Annotated in this window: 15 protein-coding genes and 1 pseudogene; 2 read left to right on the forward strand and 14 right to left on the reverse strand. The window is 64.2% G+C overall.

All coding sequences use genetic code 11. The annotated features are described in order from the left end of the window. Positions 1-39 precede the first annotated feature (39 nt). From LU493_RS14765 to pgi, 8 genes are all read right to left on the reverse strand, one after another. Positions 40-396 (reverse strand): protealysin inhibitor emfourin, encoded by a 357-nt coding sequence (locus LU493_RS14765; protein ID WP_275288557.1) that lies wholly within the window; start codon positions 394-396, stop codon positions 40-42. Next, a complete protein-coding gene (locus tag LU493_RS14770; protein ID WP_275288558.1) occupies positions 393-1,436 on the reverse strand; it encodes a M4 family metallopeptidase in 1,044 nt (347 codons plus the stop codon). Before LU493_RS14770 ends, LU493_RS14765 begins: the two co-directional genes overlap by 4 nt. Before the next feature lie 80 nt (positions 1,437-1,516). Beyond that, positions 1,517-2,377: an ion transporter gene (locus LU493_RS14775; protein ID WP_275288559.1), complete on the reverse strand. Its 861-nt coding sequence runs from the start codon at positions 2,375-2,377 to the stop codon at positions 1,517-1,519. A 10-nt stretch (positions 2,378-2,387) separates the two neighbouring features. Then, positions 2,388-3,599 carry a phosphoserine phosphatase SerB gene (gene serB, locus LU493_RS14780; protein WP_275288560.1) on the reverse strand — a complete coding sequence of 404 codons (1,212 nt, stop codon included), beginning with the start codon at positions 3,597-3,599 and terminating at the stop codon, positions 2,388-2,390. 143 nt (positions 3,600-3,742) lie between these two features. After that, positions 3,743-6,004: a DNA topoisomerase IV subunit A gene (gene parC / locus LU493_RS14785; RefSeq protein WP_275288561.1), complete on the reverse strand. Its 2,262-nt coding sequence runs from the start codon at positions 6,002-6,004 to the stop codon at positions 3,743-3,745. A gap of 143 nt (positions 6,005-6,147) precedes the next feature. Next, entirely contained in the window at positions 6,148-8,028 is a 1,881-nt protein-coding gene (gene parE / locus LU493_RS14790; protein ID WP_275288562.1) for a DNA topoisomerase IV subunit B, read from the reverse strand. 126 nt (positions 8,029-8,154) lie between these two features. Then, entirely contained in the window at positions 8,155-8,769 is a 615-nt protein-coding gene (locus tag LU493_RS14795) for a YqiA/YcfP family alpha/beta fold hydrolase (protein WP_275288563.1), read from the reverse strand. A gap of 66 nt (positions 8,770-8,835) precedes the next feature. After that, the gene (pgi, locus tag LU493_RS14800; RefSeq protein ID WP_275288564.1) at positions 8,836-10,521 is read right to left on the reverse strand and encodes a glucose-6-phosphate isomerase; all 1,686 of its coding nucleotides are present in this window, start codon (positions 10,519-10,521) and stop codon (positions 8,836-8,838) included. An 86-nt stretch (positions 10,522-10,607) separates the two neighbouring features. On the opposite strand from pgi, the gene cmoA reads away from it, so the two are divergent. Together cmoA and cmoB are read left to right on the forward strand one after the other, a co-directional pair. Then, entirely contained in the window at positions 10,608-11,351 is a 744-nt protein-coding gene (gene cmoA, locus LU493_RS14805) for a carboxy-S-adenosyl-L-methionine synthase CmoA (RefSeq protein ID WP_275288565.1), read from the forward strand. Between the two features lie 2 nt (positions 11,352-11,353). Continuing rightward, the gene (cmoB, locus tag LU493_RS14810; RefSeq protein ID WP_275288566.1) at positions 11,354-12,346 is read left to right on the forward strand and encodes a tRNA 5-methoxyuridine(34)/uridine 5-oxyacetic acid(34) synthase CmoB; all 993 of its coding nucleotides are present in this window, start codon (positions 11,354-11,356) and stop codon (positions 12,344-12,346) included. 134 nt (positions 12,347-12,480) lie between these two features. On the opposite strand, the gene cysN is transcribed toward cmoB, so the two are convergent. From cysN to LU493_RS14835, 6 genes and pseudogenes are all read right to left on the reverse strand, one after another. Further along, positions 12,481-13,908, reverse strand: coding sequence for a sulfate adenylyltransferase subunit CysN (cysN, locus tag LU493_RS14815; protein WP_275288567.1), 1,428 nt, complete (start codon positions 13,906-13,908; stop codon positions 12,481-12,483). 75 nt (positions 13,909-13,983) lie between these two features. Further along, a pseudogene (locus tag LU493_RS20065) lies at positions 13,984-14,187 on the reverse strand (four helix bundle protein); the annotation flags it as partial. An 82-nt stretch (positions 14,188-14,269) separates the two neighbouring features. Continuing rightward, on the reverse strand, positions 14,270-15,241 hold the full coding sequence (gene cysD, locus LU493_RS14820) for a sulfate adenylyltransferase subunit CysD (RefSeq protein ID WP_275288568.1): 972 nt from the start codon (positions 15,239-15,241) through the stop codon (positions 14,270-14,272). A 116-nt stretch (positions 15,242-15,357) separates the two neighbouring features. Beyond that, positions 15,358-16,089, reverse strand: coding sequence for a metallophosphoesterase (locus tag LU493_RS14825; protein WP_275288587.1), 732 nt, complete (start codon positions 16,087-16,089; stop codon positions 15,358-15,360). After that, entirely contained in the window at positions 16,089-16,535 is a 447-nt protein-coding gene (locus LU493_RS14830; RefSeq protein ID WP_275288569.1) for a DUF1249 domain-containing protein, read from the reverse strand. The genes LU493_RS14825 and LU493_RS14830 overlap by 1 nt, the downstream gene beginning before the upstream one ends. A gap of 1 nt (position 16,536) precedes the next feature. Then, complete coding sequence (locus tag LU493_RS14835) at positions 16,537-17,184, reverse strand: NUDIX domain-containing protein (protein ID WP_275288570.1); 648 nt, start codon at positions 17,182-17,184, stop codon at positions 16,537-16,539. Between the last annotated feature and the right edge of the window lie 46 nt (positions 17,185-17,230).

Below are 17,230 nucleotides of genomic sequence, written 5' to 3' on the forward strand. Positions count from 1 at the left end.
GTATTCATGCCTCTAGAAAATCAGGACTCGTGCCCGGTGTCAAGCGGGGCCCCCTTCATCCGACGAAAATGGATCACTGGCGGCGAGTCGCCACCAGCGCAGCAAGGTCTCGGGCACGGTGTCCTCGGCGACGGTCAGGGTCCAGATCGGAGCCTCGCCGCCCTCTTCAACCCCCAGGTGCAGCAACCGCCGATCGGCGCCGGGTATCCGGCGCTCCCCACACCGCACCGCCTCGTCCAGCAGCGCCTGCAATTCGGCACGCTGCGCTTCGCTGCAACGATCACAGCGGATCCAGCGCGGACGGGCCAGTCCCGGCATATGCGCCACCCCCCCCTCGCGGCTCAGCCTCAGCACACTGGCGGCAGTCAGGCGCGGGGCAACATCGTCCGTTCTCACGACAGCACGCCTGCCTCGCGCCAGGCCTCCCGCACCGCATGCGCCACACGACCGTCGATGCCGAAACGCCGACCGGCATTGTCCAGGGTCAGCTCGGCGAAGGCCGCAAAGTCACTGTCCCGGGCCAGCCGCTCGTCGATGAGCGTGTCATACCAGACCTGCCCCGCTTCTTCCCAGGCATGCCCACCCAGCGCCATGGCGGCGAGATGGAAGGCCCGATTGGGGATCCCCGAGTTGATGTGCACACCGCCATTGTCGTCGCGGGTCTCGACGAAATCCCGCATGTGGCCCGGCTGCGGGTCACGGCCGAGGACCGGATCGTCGTAGGCGGTGCCCGGTGCGGCCATGGAACGCAGCGCACGCCCCTCGACCCGCTCGGTGAACAGACCCGCGCCGATCAACCAGTCGGCGCTCTCGACGTCCTGCCCCAGCCGATGCTGTTTGACGAGGCTACCGAACACGTCCGCCAGGGACTCGTTGAGGGCGCCGGCCTGATCCGCATAGACCAGCGCCGCTTCGTGCTGGATCACGCCATGGGTCAATTCGTGGGCGATGATATCCAGCGCGATGGTGAACCGATGGAAGAGCTCGCCGTCCCCATCGCCGAATACCATCTGCTGACCGTCCCAGAAGGCGTTCTCGTACTCCTGGCCGTAATGCACGGTGGCCAGCAACGCCATCCCGCGATCGTCCAGGGAATGGCGCTGGAACGCTTCCCAGTACAGTGCATAGGTCGCGCCCAGGCCTCGGTAGGCCTCGTCCACGGCGGGGTCGCCGCTGGCCGCCTCGCCTTCGCTGCGAACCCGTTCGCCAGGCAAGTCGCGGGTCTGATTCGCGGAATGCACATGCCGTACGGGCTCACCGCGTCGCCGACTGCCTTCCGGCAACTCGGCGGTGCCGGCCCGGGCGCGGAATCCCCGGTCGTCATGGAGCGTTCGGTAGGCACGATCACGCTGCCTGGCGTCGCTCGAGCCGGCGAGGCGCTCGAGCAAGTAGGGGGGCAGAAAGGGGCGAATCGGCGGGTGTCGGTCAGTCCTCACTATCATCCTCCTTGGCGGTCAATCCGGCCTCGGTCACTGCCCCTTGGAGAGCCGGCCGATCGAATCCGTTCCATGAAAGGTCAGGACTCGTCCATCTGCCTGCTGGATGGCGGGCTCCCATTCTGTTGAATCAACAGGGTCTCCAGCCTCGCCACCTGTTCATGCAATTCGCGCACATCACCACGCAGCCCCTGCATCTCGGCCGCTTCTCCTTCGCCGCTTTCCAGCTCGATCGCCACGCTTTCCTTCTGCATCACATCCAGCACGATGCCAATCATCATGTTCAGGAAGATGAAGGCGGTGAGGAAGATGAAGGTCAGGTAATACAGCCAGCTCCAGGCGAAGTCTTCCTGGGTGGCATACATGATGTCGGTCCAGTCTTCGAAGGTCGCGATACGAAACAGGGTCAGCATGGCGACGGCGATATTGCCCCAGAGGTAGTCGTCGACCCCGGCAAACAGGAAGCTGCCGACCGCGGCGTAGATATAGAAGATGATGAACATCAACAGCGCCACGTACCCCATCCGCGGAATCGACTTGACGAGCGCCGTCATCAGCATGCGCAACTCGGGGATCATCGAGACCAGTCGCAGCACACGGAATATCCGCAGCAGCCGCGCCAGCAGGACCATATCCGACTCACCCATCGGAATCAGGCTCGCCGTGACGATCAGAAAGTCGAAGACGTTCCAGCCCTGCTTGAAGAAGTCACGCAGGCGCTTCTCCGCCGCCATGCGGATCAGGATTTCCACCAGGAAGAACACCGTGACCGCCAGGTCCATTGCCAGCAGCCAATAGTGAAAACGGCTGGTTTCCTCGTAGGTCTTGGCACCGATCAGCAAGGCCGAGATGACGATGATGGCAATGACCACCGCCTCGAAGAGCTTGTTCGCCCGAATGCGCTCGAATCGGTCGCGCCAGGTCAGTATGTGCGTATTCACGCGTGCCCCCTCACCCTCGCTCTTCCAGGTCCACCTGCCGATAGCCGATCAGGTAAAGCACGGCGTCGAGGCCGAGCGTCGAGATACTCTGCCTGGCCTGCTGCCGCACCAGGGGCTTGGCACGAAAGGCGATGCCCAGGCCGGCGGCGGCCAGCATCTTGAGGTCATTGGCACCATCGCCGACGGCGATGGTCTGCTCCATGGCCAGGCCCTCGCGCTCGGCGATCTCGTGAAGCAATCGTGCCTTGCGTTCGGCGTCGACGATCGGCTCGCGGACCTCGCCGGTCACCTTGCCGTTCTCGATCACCAGTTCATTGGCGTGAATCTCGTCGAAACCAAGCCGTTGCTGGAGATGCTCGGCAAAATAGGTAAAGCCACCGGAGAGAATAGCGGTGCGATAACCGAGCCGCTTGAGGTGGCCCATCAGGCGCTCCACGCCATCCATCAACGGTAGCTGTTCGGCGATCTCGGCCAGCACCGATTCGTCGAGGCCACGGAGCTTCGCCATGCGCTCTCGGAAGCTTTGCTGGAAATCCAGCTCGCCGCGCATGGCACGCTCGGTGATCTCCGCCACCTCATCGAAAACGCCATGGCGACGCGCCAGCTCGTCGATCACTTCGGTCTGGATCAACGTCGAATCCATGTCGAAGCACACCAGGCGACGATGCCGACGCCAGATCGAATCTTCCTGCAGGGCGATATCGATACCATGGACCGCCCCCAGTGCCAGGGCCTTCTCGCGTAATGCTTCGATATCCACGTCGTCGCCACGCAGCCAGCACTCGACACAGGCACCGTGCTGCGGCATCGCACCATCGAGGGATTCACGTCCGGACAATCGATGAATCAACTCCACGGTCAATCCATGTTCGGCGGTCAACGCCCCGACCTCCGCCAGGATCCCGGCCGGTAGATGCGGCGCCAGCAACGTCATGATCAAGCGCGGTTGGCCGGCCTGCAGGCTCCAGCGATGGTAATCCTCGGCACTGACCTGGATCGCCTGGACATCCAGCCCCAGCTCGTCCCCCGCCGCCGACAAGGCGCCTTCGAGATCGGCCTCGCGATCCAGCCCCACCAGCGCCTCCAGGGACAGAATCCCGAAGGTGACGCTCTGGTTGATGTCCAGCAGCCGGGCACCGCTTCTCGCCAAGGCCCGGCCCAGCCCCGCCAACTGACCGGGGCGGGCACTGCCGGTCGCGCGAATCAAAACTCGTCGTGTCATGTTAACCCCAGTCTTAAGCTAGAAGCTGGAAGCTGAAAGAACCCCAAGGTCACAGGGGGTCCCCAGCCTTGGAAGGAAGCTCGATGTTCCAGGCTCATCCCACTGCCTCGAAACTCACAGCGATGCTTGGTTTTCTTCAAGCTTCAAGCTTCCGGCTTCGAGCTTTCCAGGCGGTCGACCTTCTGCAGCCCTCGCGGCAGCTTGCTGCCGCGCCGGCCACGTTCTCCTCGATAGTAATCGAGCTCGCTGGCCTTGAGCGTCAACTTGCGCTTGCCGGCATGCACCACCAGAGCCTGTCCGGGCCCCAGCAGCGTCAGATCGCGCAGGAATTCCTCGCGACGGGCGGCACGGGCGCCGGGGATATCGATCATCTTGTTGCCCTTGCCCTTGGCCATTTCGGGCAACTGATCGAGGGGAAAGACCAACAGGCGTCCCTCGTTGGACACCGCCGCCACGCTGATTCCTTCGCCGTCGGGCACTATCGTCGGCGCCAGTACATTGCAGCCCCTGGGCACCGACAGCACGCCCTTGCCTGCCTTGTTCTTGCCGGTCAGCGCCTCGAGCGGCGCGATGAAGCCATAGCCTCCGTCCGAAGCCAGCAGGTAACGCGTCGTGGGCGGCGCCAGCATCACGCCGGCCATGTGGGCCCCGGCCGCCACATTGACACGGCCGGTGACCGGCTCGCCCTGGCTACGCGCACTGGGCAGGTTGTGGGCGGTCAGGGTGTAGGCGCGTCCGGTGTCGTCGAGCAGCACCAGGGGCTGATTGGTCTTGCCCCGGGCAGCCAGCGCAAAACGATCGCCGGCCTTGTAGGAAAGCCCGGCTGGGTCGATGTCATGTCCCTTGGCGCTGCGGATCCAGCCCTTTTCGGAGAGCACGACGGTGACGGGATCGGCACCGACGAGCTCCACCTCGGACAGGGCCCGGGCTTCCTCGCGCTCGACCATCGGCGCACGACGCGGATCGCCATATTCCTCGGCGGCGGTGCGCAGCTCGCGCTCGATCAGGTCGGTCAAGGCCGCCTCATTGCCGAGCAATTCCTTCAGGTGCTTGCGCTCTTCTTCCAGCTCGTCCTGCTCGCCACGGATCTTCATCTCCTCGAGCTTGGCCAGGTGACGCAGGCGCAGCTCGAGGATCGCCTCGGCCTGGCGTTCGCTGAGACCGAAGGCCTCGATGAGCGCAGGCTTGGGTTCATCCTCTTCTCGGATGATGCGGATCACCTCGTCGATGTTGAGGTAGGCGGCCAGCAACCCCTCGAGGATATGCAGCCGGTCCTCTACCTTGCCGAGACGGTGTTCGAGGCGTCGCCGTACCGTGCTACGGCGGAAGTCCAGCCACTCGCCGAGCAGCCCGGCCAGCGACAGCACCCGGGGTCGACCGTCCAGGCCGATCACGTTCATGTTGACGCGGATATTCTTCTCGAGATCGGTGGTGGCGAACAGGTGTGCCATCAGCGATTCGACATCCACCCGGCTGGAGCGCGGCTCGATCACCAGCCGAGTCGGCTCCTCGTGGGTGGATTCATCACGCAGATCGGCGACCATCGGCAGCTTTTTGGCCTGCATCTGGGCGGCGATCTGCTCCAGCACCTTGGCGCCACTCACCTGATAAGGCAGGGCGGTGATCACCACGTTGCTCTCTTCCCGCACGAAGCGAGCCCGCACCTTCACCGAGCCCCGGCCGCTCTCGTAGATCTTGCGCAGGTCGGAGGCCGGCGTGATGATCTCGGCCTCGGAGGGGAAATCCGGCCCGGGCAGGTAGGCCATCAGATCGGCGGTGGTCGTCTCGGGCTGGCGAAGTAGATGGCAGGTCGCCTCGACGACTTCGCCCACGTTGTGCGGTGGAATGTCGGTGGCCATGCCCACGGCAATGCCGGTGCCGCCGTTGAGCAGCACATGAGGCAGACGGGCGGGCAGTACCACCGGCTCATTCATGGTGCCGTCGAAATTGGGCGCCCAGTCGACGGTGCCCTGACCGAGCTCGCTGAGCAACACCTCGGAGAACTTCGACAACCGCGCCTCGGTGTAGCGCATGGCGGCAAAGGACTTGGGATCGTCGGGGCTGCCCCAGTTGCCTTGCCCATCCACCAGCGGGTAGCGATAGCTGAAAGGCTGGGCCATCAGCACCATGGCCTCGTAGCAGGCGCTGTCGCCGTGGGGATGGAACTTGCCCAGCACGTCGCCGACGGTACGCGCCGACTTCTTGTACTTGGCATTGGCGCTGAGCGCCAGCTCGCGCATGGCATAGACGATGCGCCGCTGTACCGGCTTCATGCCATCGCCGATGTGCGGCAACGCCCGGTCGAGGATGACGTACATCGAATAATCGAGATACGCCTTCTCGGTATACTCGCGAAGGGACAGACGCTCGACGTCGCCCTCCGCCACCTGGATATCCATGGTCATAGCACGGTGACCTTTTTATGCGATCGTGGGATCTTTGAGGAAAGTGCCCTCTTCAACCTCTGTGATGAGCTGTAAGCCGGAAGCTTGAAGTTACCCCTGGCCATCGCGGGTTTTCTTCCAGCTTCCGGCTTCGAGCTTCCAGCTCATACCTCTATCTCCGCGAGGTTGCCGTAGTCTTCCAGCCAGTTCTTGCGATCGGAGGCGCGTTTCTTGGCCAGCAGCATGTCCATCATCTCCAGAGTGCCGTCGCCGACTTCGCGGGTCAGTTGCACCAGGCGTCGGGTCTCGGCCGCCATGGTGGTCTCGCGCAGCTGCAGCGGGCTCATCTCGCCGAGGCCCTTGAAACGCTGGACATTGGGCGTGCCGCGCTTGCCCTCGAGTCGACGCAGGATGGCCGCCTTCTCGCTCTCGTCCAGGGCATAGAAGACCTCCTTGCCGAGGTCGATGCGATACAGCGGAGGCATCGCCACGAAGACATGACCGGCATCGACCAGCACCGGGAAGTGGCGCACGAAGAGCGCGCACAGCAGTGTCGCGATGTGCAGGCCGTCGGAGTCGGCATCGGCCAGGATGCAGATCTTGTGATAGCGCAGCTTGGAGAGATCGTCGCTGCCAGGCTCCATGCCGATGGCCACGGCGATGTCGTGGACTTCCTGGGAGCCGTAGATGTCGTGGGCGTCGACTTCCCAGGTATTGAGGATCTTGCCGCGCAGCGGCAGGATCGCCTGGGTCTCGCGCTGGCGTGCCTGCTTGGCGCTACCGCCGGCACTGTCGCCCTCGACCAGGAAGAGTTCGCTACCCGCCGGATCCTGACCGCTGCAATCGGCCAGCTTGCCGGGCAGCGCCGGGCCGGAGGTGACCTTCTTTCGCGCCACTTTCCTGGCGCTCTTCTGGCGGCGCTGGGCGGCGCTGATCACCAGCTCGGCGAGCGCCTCGCCCTGATCGACGTGATGGTTGAGCCACAGCGAGAAGGCATCCTTGACCACCCCCGACACGAAGCCGGCCACGGTACGCGACGACAGACGCTCCTTGGTCTGGCCGGCGAACTGCGGTTCCAGCATCTTCACCGACAGCACATAGGAAACCCGTTCCCAGAGATCTTCGGCGGTCAGCTTGACCCCTCGCGGCAACAGGCTGCGGTACTCGCAGAATTCCCGCAGCGCCTCCAGCATGCCGGCCCGCAGGCCATTCACGTGCGTCCCGCCCAGTGGCGTGGGAATCAGGTTGACGTAGCTCTCGAGCAACGGCTCGCCGCCCTCGGGGAGCCATTGGATCGCCCAGTCCACCGCCTGTTCATCATCGGCGAAATGCCCCACGAAGGGCGACGCCGGCAACACCTCGAAACCGTCGGTGGCCTGGGCGAGGTAGTCGCGCAGGCCATCCTCGAACTGCCAGACGCTCTCGGTGCCATCGGCCTCGACGAGAGTCACTTGAAGCCCCGGGCAGAGTACCGCCTTGGCCCGCAGCAAATGCTTGAGTCGCGTCAGCGACAGCTTCGGCGAGTCGAAATAGCTCACCTCGGGCCAGAAGCGTACCAGGGTACCCGTGGCGCGCTTGGCGGCAGAGCCAACCACCGTCAGGTCGGAGGCACGCTCGCCATGCTCGAAGGCCATGTGATGGCGACTGCCATCCTTGACGACCTCCACCTCGAGGCGCCGGGACAGGGCGTTGACCACCGAGACCCCGACACCGTGCAACCCCCCGGAAAAGCGGTAGCTGGATGCCGAAAACTTGCCGCCGGCATGCAGCTTGGTCATGATCAGCTCGATCCCGGAGACGCCATGTTCGGGATGGATATCGATGGGCATCCCGCGCCCGTCATCACTGACCTCGACGCCACCGTCCTCGAACAAGCGCACGGCGATCGCCTTGGCATGGCCACCCAGCGCCTCGTCGACACTGTTGTCGATGACTTCCTGAATCAGATGGTTGGGCCGAGAAGTGTCGGTGTACATGCCGGGGCGCTTGCGTACGGGCTCTAGCCCGGCAAGCACCTCGATCGAACTGGCACTGTACTGTGTCATGCGTCACCCAGACTGGTTACGGTCATTCGGTTGTCTCCTGAACGCGGGCTGCCCTTTCCGTGAATACGTGTCCGTGAATGTTCGATCGTGTCTCACCTGCCCCGCCCTGGGGCCCGACACCATCACTCAACGCTGCGTCGCCACCGCCCCCGACGGCAGCGCATGGCCGCCATGGGCCAGGATCGCCGGAAGATAGTCGGCCAGGGCGGAAAACCCATGGTCGCCCCCGGGGTGCAGGATGCTGGTCGCGCCCCGATAGAATGCCCAGGCATCGCGAGCGCCCAGGGTCTCGTCGGCCGTGCCCAGCAACAACAGATAGCGCCTCGCTTCGACTCGCTCGGGGGTGAGTGCCTCCAGCGCTTGATGGTGTGCCTCCTCGACCCGAAAATGCTCGCCGTTGTATGGGTTGACGAAGGCTTCACCGATCCAGGACATCACCAGCCGGGCAGGGGACACGGCCGGATTGATCAGGACCGCCGGCAGATCGTGGCGTTCGGCGATCAGGGTCGCCAGAAAGCCGCCCATCGAACTTCCCACCACCATCGGTGCCCGTCCCAGCTCGTCCAGACACGCCTCGGCCTCCGCCAGCGCCTGTTCGGGTCGATGCGGCAACTGAGGCGTCGCGCAGGGCAGCGACAGTCGCTCGCAGGCCACGCGCATCAGCGTCGCCTTCGGGGAGGCGCTGCCGCTGTTGAAACCGTGCAGATAGAGTACGCCACTGGCTGGCTTTGGCGATCGCATGGCACTCAGCATACCCGAACCCCTGTATATATGGCCAGCATCGTCATCTTGACGACGTTCCCCGCCTCAGCTCGACTCTCGTGATTCGGCCCTCCAGACGGCCTGGATGAGGCCCCGGGTGGAGTCATCCATCCCCTCGAGTCCGCTTTCGTGCTCGAGGATGCGTCGCGTCTCGCCGGCCAGCGTCTTGCCGAGCTCCACGCCCCATTGATCGAAGGGGTTGATGTCCCAGATGGTCGCCTGAACGAAGACCTTGTGCTCGTACAGCGCGACCAGGGCCCCCAGGGTTCGGGGCGTCAGGCGATCCAGCAACAGGGTACTGGAAGGCTGGTTACCGGCATAGCGCTTGTGGCCGGGACGCGGCCCCTCGTCCTCGAGCGCCGCATCGCCCAGCATCAGGGCGCGAGACTGGGCGAAGCAATTGGCCAGCGTCAGGCGATGTTGGCTCATCAGATGATCGCGGGTGGCCGGATCGACCACGTCATCATAGCGCACCCGGGGCGCGATGAAGTCGCACTCCACGGACTGCGTGCCCTGGTGCAACAGCTGATAGAAGGCATGCTGGGCATTCGGGCCGAGCTGCCCCCACAGCACCGGACAGGTGGAATAGCCCACCGGTTCGCCATCATGATTGACCGACTTGCCGTTGGACTCCATCTCGAGTTGCTCGAGGTAGGCGGCGAAATATTCGAGGCGTCCGTCATAGGGCAGGATGGAATGCGCCCGGATATCCAGGAAGTTGACGTTCCATATCCCCGCCAGCGCCAGCAGCACGGGCAGGTTGTCGCCCAGTTCGGCCTCGCTGAAGTGACGATCCATATCATGAGCGCCGGCCAGCAGTTCGCGGAAGTGCTGCATGCCCACCACCAGGGCAATCGGCAGGCCGATCCCGCCCCACAAGGAGTAACGTCCGCCGACCCACTCCCAGAACTCGAGCTGGTGTGCGTCATCGATGCCCCATTCGCGCATCTTGTCGGGACTGGCCGAGACGCCGATGAAGTGCTGACGCATGACCAGCGACTCATCGACGCCCTCCTCCCGGTCGCCGCCAAGCAGCCTGGCCTTCAACCAATTCCGTGCGGTACGGGCATTGGTCAGGGTGTCGATGGTGGTGAAGGACTTCGAGGACAACACGAACAATGTCGTCTCGGGATTGAGCCGCGCCAGGTAATCGGCGAGCTGCGAGCCGTCCATGGTCGAGGCGAAGTGCACATCGATGCGATGGATCCCCTCGGGCCGATAATCGGCCAGGGCATGAGTGACCATCAAGGGGCCGAGGTCCGAGCCACCGACACCGAGATTGACCACATCACGAATGGGCTTGCCCGTGGCTCCGCGCCACTGGCCCGCGTGGAAGCGTTCGACCATGCCCGCCATGCGATCCAGGGTATCGTGCACCGAGGCCACCAGATCCTCGCCTTCCACCTCGAGGCTGGCATCGGGCGGCAAGCGAAGCGCCGTATGCAGCGCCGGCCGATTCTCGCTGAGGTTGAGCCGCTCGCCGGCCAGCAACCCATGGATGGCATCCGGCACGCCGGCGTCACGGGCCAGCGCCAGCAGCAACGCAAGCGTCCGCTCGTCCCAGCGCTGCTTGGAAAGATCGAGTGTCAGGCCGGCGGCGTACCGGCTGAAATCGGCGAAGCGTCCCTGGTGCTCGACGAAGAGCTCGCGCAGGTGTCGTCGGCCCATGTCGTCGGCATGTTCGGCCAGGGCGCGCCAGGCACCCCGCTGTTCGACGGGGGATTGGCTCATGGATGCCCTCCTGGTGATCCTGTCGTGCAGCCCGAGGCAGGGAGGCGTAGAATGGCGGGCTTCCAGCCCAACGCCTCGACCTGCCCATGAGTGACGCATCTTACCGTGACGCCATCTTTACGACACCCCTGGACCGGGTGGCGCGTTTCTCCTTCGACGAACGCGTGGTGGCCTGTTTCCCCGACATGATCCGCCGCTCGGTGCCGGGATATGGCCAGATTCTCGCCATGCTTGGCCCCCTCGCCCGCCGCCACCTGCGCCATGGCGGCCATGTCTATGACCTGGGATGCTCCCTGGGTGCCGCAGGCCTGGCGCTGGCCGGCCAGTTGCCGGTGGCGGCCTTTCGCTACACCGGCGTCGACCTCTCGCCGACGATGGTCGAGCGCGCTCGCCAGACACTGCACGAAGAATGCCCCGAACACGACATGGCGGTGATCGAAGGCGACATCCGCTACCAGACCTACGATGCCTCGGGCATGATCCTGCTCAACTTCACCCTGCAGTTTCTCGCCCCGGCGGATCGCGACGCCGTGATCGCGCGTCTCTTCGAAGCCCTGGAGCCCGGCGGCGTGCTGATCCTGTCCGAGAAGATCATCGCCGACGACGAACAGGACAACGCCTGGCTGGTCGAGCGCTACCACGACTTCAAGCGTGCCAACGGCTACAGCGACCTGGAGATCAGCCAGAAACGCACGGCCCTGGAAAACGTCCTGGTACCGGATACCCTGGCGGCCCATCATGCGCGGCTCGAACGCGCCGGTTTCAGCCGCTCGCTGACCTGGTTCCAGTACCTTAACTTCGCTTCGTTGATCGCCTTCAAGGAGGCCTGACGTTGAGTATTCCCGACGCTCATCGCCCCCTCTATCAAGCCTTCCTCGACCAGGGCCTGGACACCTGGCTGGCCCGGCTTCCCGAGCAGCTCGGCCGAGGACTCGACCGCAAGCGACATGGCGACCTGCCGGCCTGGGAGAAGGCCGTGGCCAAGCTGCCGCCATTGCCCGAGTCGCGCCGGGTCAGGCTCGACACCGACAGCGTGACGGTGGAATGCGCGCTGGACGACGCCCGGCGCCGCCAGTGCGAAAGTCTGCTGCGTGCCCTGTCCCCCTGGCGCAAGGGCCCCTACCGGCTCGGCGACGTGACTATCGACACCGAGTGGCGTTCCGACTGGAAATGGCAGCGCGTCGCCCCCTACCTGGCGCCGCTGCACGGACGCCGGGTGCTCGACGTGGGCGGCGGCAACGGCTATCACGCCTGGCGCATGGCCGGTGCCGGCGCCACCTTCACGCTGGTCATCGATCCGTCGCCACGTTTCTTCTGGCAGTTCCAGGCCGTGCGTCACTTCGTCGGCGACGCCGACGGCGGACGCACCCACTTCCTCCCGGCTGGCATCGAAGACGTACCCGACGACCTGGCTGCCTTCGACACCGTCTTCTCCATGGGCGTGCTCTACCACCGCCCTTCGCCGCTGGAACACCTGGCCCAGCTCAAGGCCGCCTTGCGGCCGGGCGGGGAACTGGTGCTGGAGACCCTGGTGGTACGCGGCGATGACACCACGGTGCTGCTGCCAGGCGAGCGTTACGCCGCCATGCCCAATGTCTATTTCCTGCCCTCTTCCGCGGCGCTGGTCGGCTGGCTCGAACGTTGCGGCTTCGAGAATGCCCGCGTGGTCGACGAGGCCGACACCAGCCTCGACGAGCAGCGTGCCACCGACTGGATGACCTTCCAGTCCCTGGCCGACTTCCTCGATCCCGAAGATGCGACTCGGACCCGCGAGGGTTACCCCGCGCCACGCCGCGCCGTGATACTCGCCAATCGTCCCGCCTGAGCCACTCGAACGCCTCGATAAAACGACAGGGCCCCGCCGCGAACCGACGCGACGGGGCCCTGGTGGCTACCTCAATGCGCTCTGTCTCGACGCTGCCGGTGCCGCTCCCCCGAGAGCGGGAGCGGCACCGGCGATCAGCGATTCAACAGCTGGCTGATATCCTTGGCTTCCCAATGCGGAAAGTACTTGCGTACCAGGGCATTGAGCTCGACCTCGAAACCGGCCCAGTCGACCTCGCCCGGCGTCGTATCCCGCGCTTCGGCCGCGCCGCGGATCATGCCGGCACCCACGGTGACGTTGGACAGGCGGTCGATGACGATGAAGCTGCCCGTGCCCGGACTGACCGCATAGTCATCCAGGGCGATGTCCTCGGTCAGGGCCACTCGGCAACGCGCGATGGCGTTGAGTTCGAGCCGCTCGGCCGGGTGGTGTGCCAGCGTATTGACGTCGACCTGGTGCTCAATGGCCTCGACCCGTCCCGCCACGGAGCGCCCGGCGAGGCGAATGTCGACCTGCCGCCCCGGTTCGAGCGGCTGCTCGTGCATCCACACGATATCGGCATCGAAGGCATTGGAACGGATCACCTCGGCATCCTCGGCGACGATCCAGTCACCGCGGGAAATGTCGATCTCGTCTTCCAGGGTCACGGTGATCGCCTGACCGGGCCAAGCGACCTCGAGATCGCCGTCGAAGGTGACGATACGCTCGATCCTGGAATGCTTGCCGGAGGGCAACGCACGCACGGCCTGTCCGGGGCGCAGAATGCCCGCCTCCAGCGTTCCGGCGTACCCCCGGAAGTCCAGGTTGGGTCGGTTGACGTACTGGACCGGCAAGCGCAGATCGCTCAGGTTCTGGTCGCGACGCACCTCGACGGTCTCGAGCAACGACAGCAACGCCGGTCCCTCGTACCAGGGCATCGACGTGCTCTTGTCGACCACGTTGTCGCCCTTCAACGCCGAAAGCGGCACGAAGTGGATGTTCTCGGCGCCGAGTTGCTCGGCGAACGCGCGATACTCGGCGACGATCTCCTCGAAGCGCGACTCGCTGTAGTCGACCAGGTCCATCTTGTTGACCGCGATGACCAGGTGGCGAATACCGACCAGATCGGCGATGAAGCTGTGCCGTCGGGTCTGGGTCTGCACGCCATGACGCGCATCGACTAGAATCACCGCGAGCCCCGCCGTCGAGGCGCCGGTGGCCATGTTGCGGGTGTACTGCTCGTGCCCCGGCGTATCGGCGATGATGAACTTGCGCTTGTCGGTCGAGAAGAAGCGATACGCCACATCGATGGTGATGCCCTGCTCCCGCTCGGACTGCAGGCCATCCACCAGCAGCGCCAGATCCACCTCGTCCCCGGTGGTCCCGCTGGTCTTCGACGCCTGGGTGATCGCCGCCAGCTGGTCGTCGAAGATCATCTTGGAATCATGCAGCAACCGACCGATCAGGGTCGACTTGCCGTCATCGACGCTGCCGCAGGTGATGAAGCGCAGCAGATCCTTGTTCTCGTGCTCTTTCAAATACGCTTCGATATCGTCTGCAATCAATTCCGATGCATGTGCCATGACACACCTTAATAGCTGTAAGCTGTAAGCCGTAAGCTGTAAGTCACCCCACACCCCCGGCTTCCAGCTATCGATTCATTCGTTATCCAGAGTACTCAGTAACCCATGAAGCATCGAGGAAATTTCACGGGTTTCCTGTATCCACTGCCGACCTTGCTGCTCACCGATGTAGTCGATATCCATGCCAATATAAATTTGGGTTCGTAACTCTGAACATGAGCCTCTGGCGACCACCAGAAATGGCTCTTGTCCTTTTTTCATGCGTCTGGACATTCCCTCGGCGAGGTTCCCTCCCGGTACTGCAAGCGTGCCGCTCTTTCTTACAGCTTAAAGCTTACGGCTACCTGAGGCGCTTCGCGCCTCAGAAGTACCCCTCCCGCTTCTTCTTCTCCATGGAGCCGGCCTGGTCGTGGTCGATGGCGCGGCCGCTGCGCTCGCTGGTGCGGGTCAGCAGCATTTCCTGGATGATCTCGGGCAGGGTGGCGGCCCGGGATTCCACCGCGCCGGTCAGCGGATAGCAGCCCAGGGTGCGGAAGCGGACCCACTTTTCCTCGGGCACTTCGCCTGGCTCCAGCGGCATGCGGTCGTCATCGACCATCACCAGCATGCCGTCGCGCTCCACCACCGGACGCGGGGCGGCGTGGTAGAGCGGGACGATGGGAATGGACTCCAGGTAGATGTACTGCCAGATATCCAGCTCGGTCCAGTTGGAGAGCGGGAAGGCACGGATGGATTCGCCCTTGTTGACTCGGGCGTTGTAGAGGTTCCACAACTCAGGGCGCTGGTTCTTGGGATCCCAGCGGTGATGCTTGTCGCGGAAGGAAAAGACCCGCTCCTTGGCACGGGTGGCTTCCTCGTCACGCCGCGCACCGCCGAAGGCGGCATCGAAGCCGTACTTGTCCAGCGCCTGCTTGAGCGACTGGGTCTTCATCACATCGGTGTATCCGCTCGAGCCGTGATCGAAGGGATTGATACCCGCCTCGACCCCTTCCTGGTTGATGTGCTCGATCAGCTCCATGCCGGATTCCGCTGCCATGCGGTCGCGGAACTCGATCATCTCCCGGAATTTCCAGGTGGTATTGACGTGCATCAGGGGAAACGGCGGCGGCCCGGGATAGAAGGCCTTGCGCGCCAGGTGGAGCATCACCGAGGAGTCCTTGCCGATGGAGTAGAGCATCACCGGATTGGAAAACTCGGCGGCCACCTCGCGGATGATATGGATCGACTCGGCCTCGAGCTGCTGCAGGTGCGTCATCCGACGCGGCGTCAGACCCGAGGCATGCTCGTCGGTCTGCGGGGCGCTCTGGCGTGTGGGGGCATCAAGACTGGTCATGGGCCCGACTACCTCGCATGAATTGGGAGGAAAACGCATCATGCGGGGCAGCTTATCGTGCCGAATATAATAACGTAAAAGAATTAATATCTATCTTTTTATTCTCTAAAAAGATATCAGATCGCTACCCGTTCCACGCGGGTCCTCATGTCGTCATCCAGATCGAACACTCGGAACCCCGGCAAGGCGGCCTCGTCCACGGCAAACGTCTCGGCACCGGGCAGGAATTGATCGGAGGTGGCGGGGCAGGCATAGACAGGCACGTCACCGTATGGCGTCACCCGGCGGTGCTCGAAGGCCTGGTGGATATGGCCACACAGGATCGCCTCGATCCGCTCATGCGCCGCCAGCACCTCCCAGAACGCCTCGGCGTCGGCCAGCCCCAGCGCATCCACCCAGCGCGACCCGACACTGATCGGAGGATGGTGCATCGCGATCAGGGTTGGCCGGTCGTCTTCCGCCAGGCGCCTGGCCAGCGCCCCGAGACGAGCCTCACCCAGGGCGCCATGGGTCTGGCCGGGAATCCGGGTATTTAGCAGCAACAGGCGTCGCCGCCCCAGATCCACCGTTTCCTGAAAGGCACGACACTCGTTCATCAGGCCCGGCTCGTCATGGTTGCCGGGCAACCAGAACCAGGGGCAGCCGAGCCGCGCCAGCTCTCGCTCGGCCAATGCATAGGAAGCCGCCGTCTCGTCCTGGCTGACATCGCCGGTCACCAGCACCATGTCGGGGCGACAGGATTCGACCGCTTCGATCACGCGGACGAACTGGCGATGGGGAATCCCGGTTCGGGAACGGGCACTGGGATCGGCGTGCAAGTGGCAATCGGAAAGCTGGATCAGCCGCATCAAGGCAGTTCGGGCAGGTCGATGGAATGGCCATGCGCCAGGCCGTGGTCCAGCCACTCGCCGAGGAAACGATTGAGCTGGAGCTTCTCGTCGGGCTGGTGCATGCGGGAATTGGGATAGCGGTAGCGACCGTCGAAGTGCCGCTGGCGCTGGAAGTCGGTCACCTCGGCCATGCGCACGTCATGGTAGAGATGGACGCGCATGCGCGGTGTCTCCAGCACCGAGTCGAGCACGCCTCGCTGGGAGACACGCACGATGCTGGTATAAGGGGCTCGTTCCTGGAGCTTGAGGCACAGCACGCCGAGACGCCGGCCATGGCTGACCAGCTCCACCTCACGGGACTCGCCGGCTTCCAGGTCGCCCAGCAGGCGGACCAGGCGCACATAGTTGGCGGTGCACTCGCCCTGGAGGCCTTTCAAGTCGGTGACATAGGCGTTTCTCGACACGCTACCTCCTTGCTCTCAGTGAGGCCCGCTCCGCGGCCAGCCAGTGGAAGGCGATCAGACACATGGCATTGTCGAGTCGCCCGGCCTGCAGGAGTTCCCAGGCTCGGCCGAACGATAACACATGCACGCGAATATCCTCGTTCTCCTCGGCGAGACCGTGCACGCCCCCCAGGCCTCGGCTGTCGACCAGGCCACAGAACAGCGAGACCCGCTCGTCGCAGGCACCGGGGCTGGGGTAGTAGGTGTGCAACTCGATCAAGTCGCCGACCGGGCAGCCCGCTTCCTCCATGGCCTCGCGACGCGCAACCTCGGCGGCACTCTCCCCATGCTCCACCAGGCCCGCGACAATTTCCAGCTTCCACGGCGAAGCGGGATCGTCGATGGCCCCGGCGCGAAACTGTTCCACCAGGACCACGGCATCTCGCTCCACATCGTAGAGCAACACGCCCACGGCGTCATGGCGATGATGCACCTCGCGGGTCATGGCCGCGCTCCAGCCGCCGTCGAAGAGACGGTGGCGCAGATACAACGCATCCAGGCGAAAGAACCCCTCATGCAGGCAGCGACGTTCGATCAGCTCCACATCGCCGGCACCGAAATCGGCGCTGACCAGCGTACGGGATGAATCGGCGGCATCGGTCTCCGACATGCGGACCTCCGGTATTCACGAAAGCCCCATTATCGTGACCCCGGAA

Origin of the sequence: Halomonas elongata, assembly GCF_029081005.1 — a bacterium.
In the GTDB taxonomy this organism is placed as follows: Bacteria; Pseudomonadota; Gammaproteobacteria; order Pseudomonadales; family Halomonadaceae; genus Halomonas; species Halomonas elongata_B.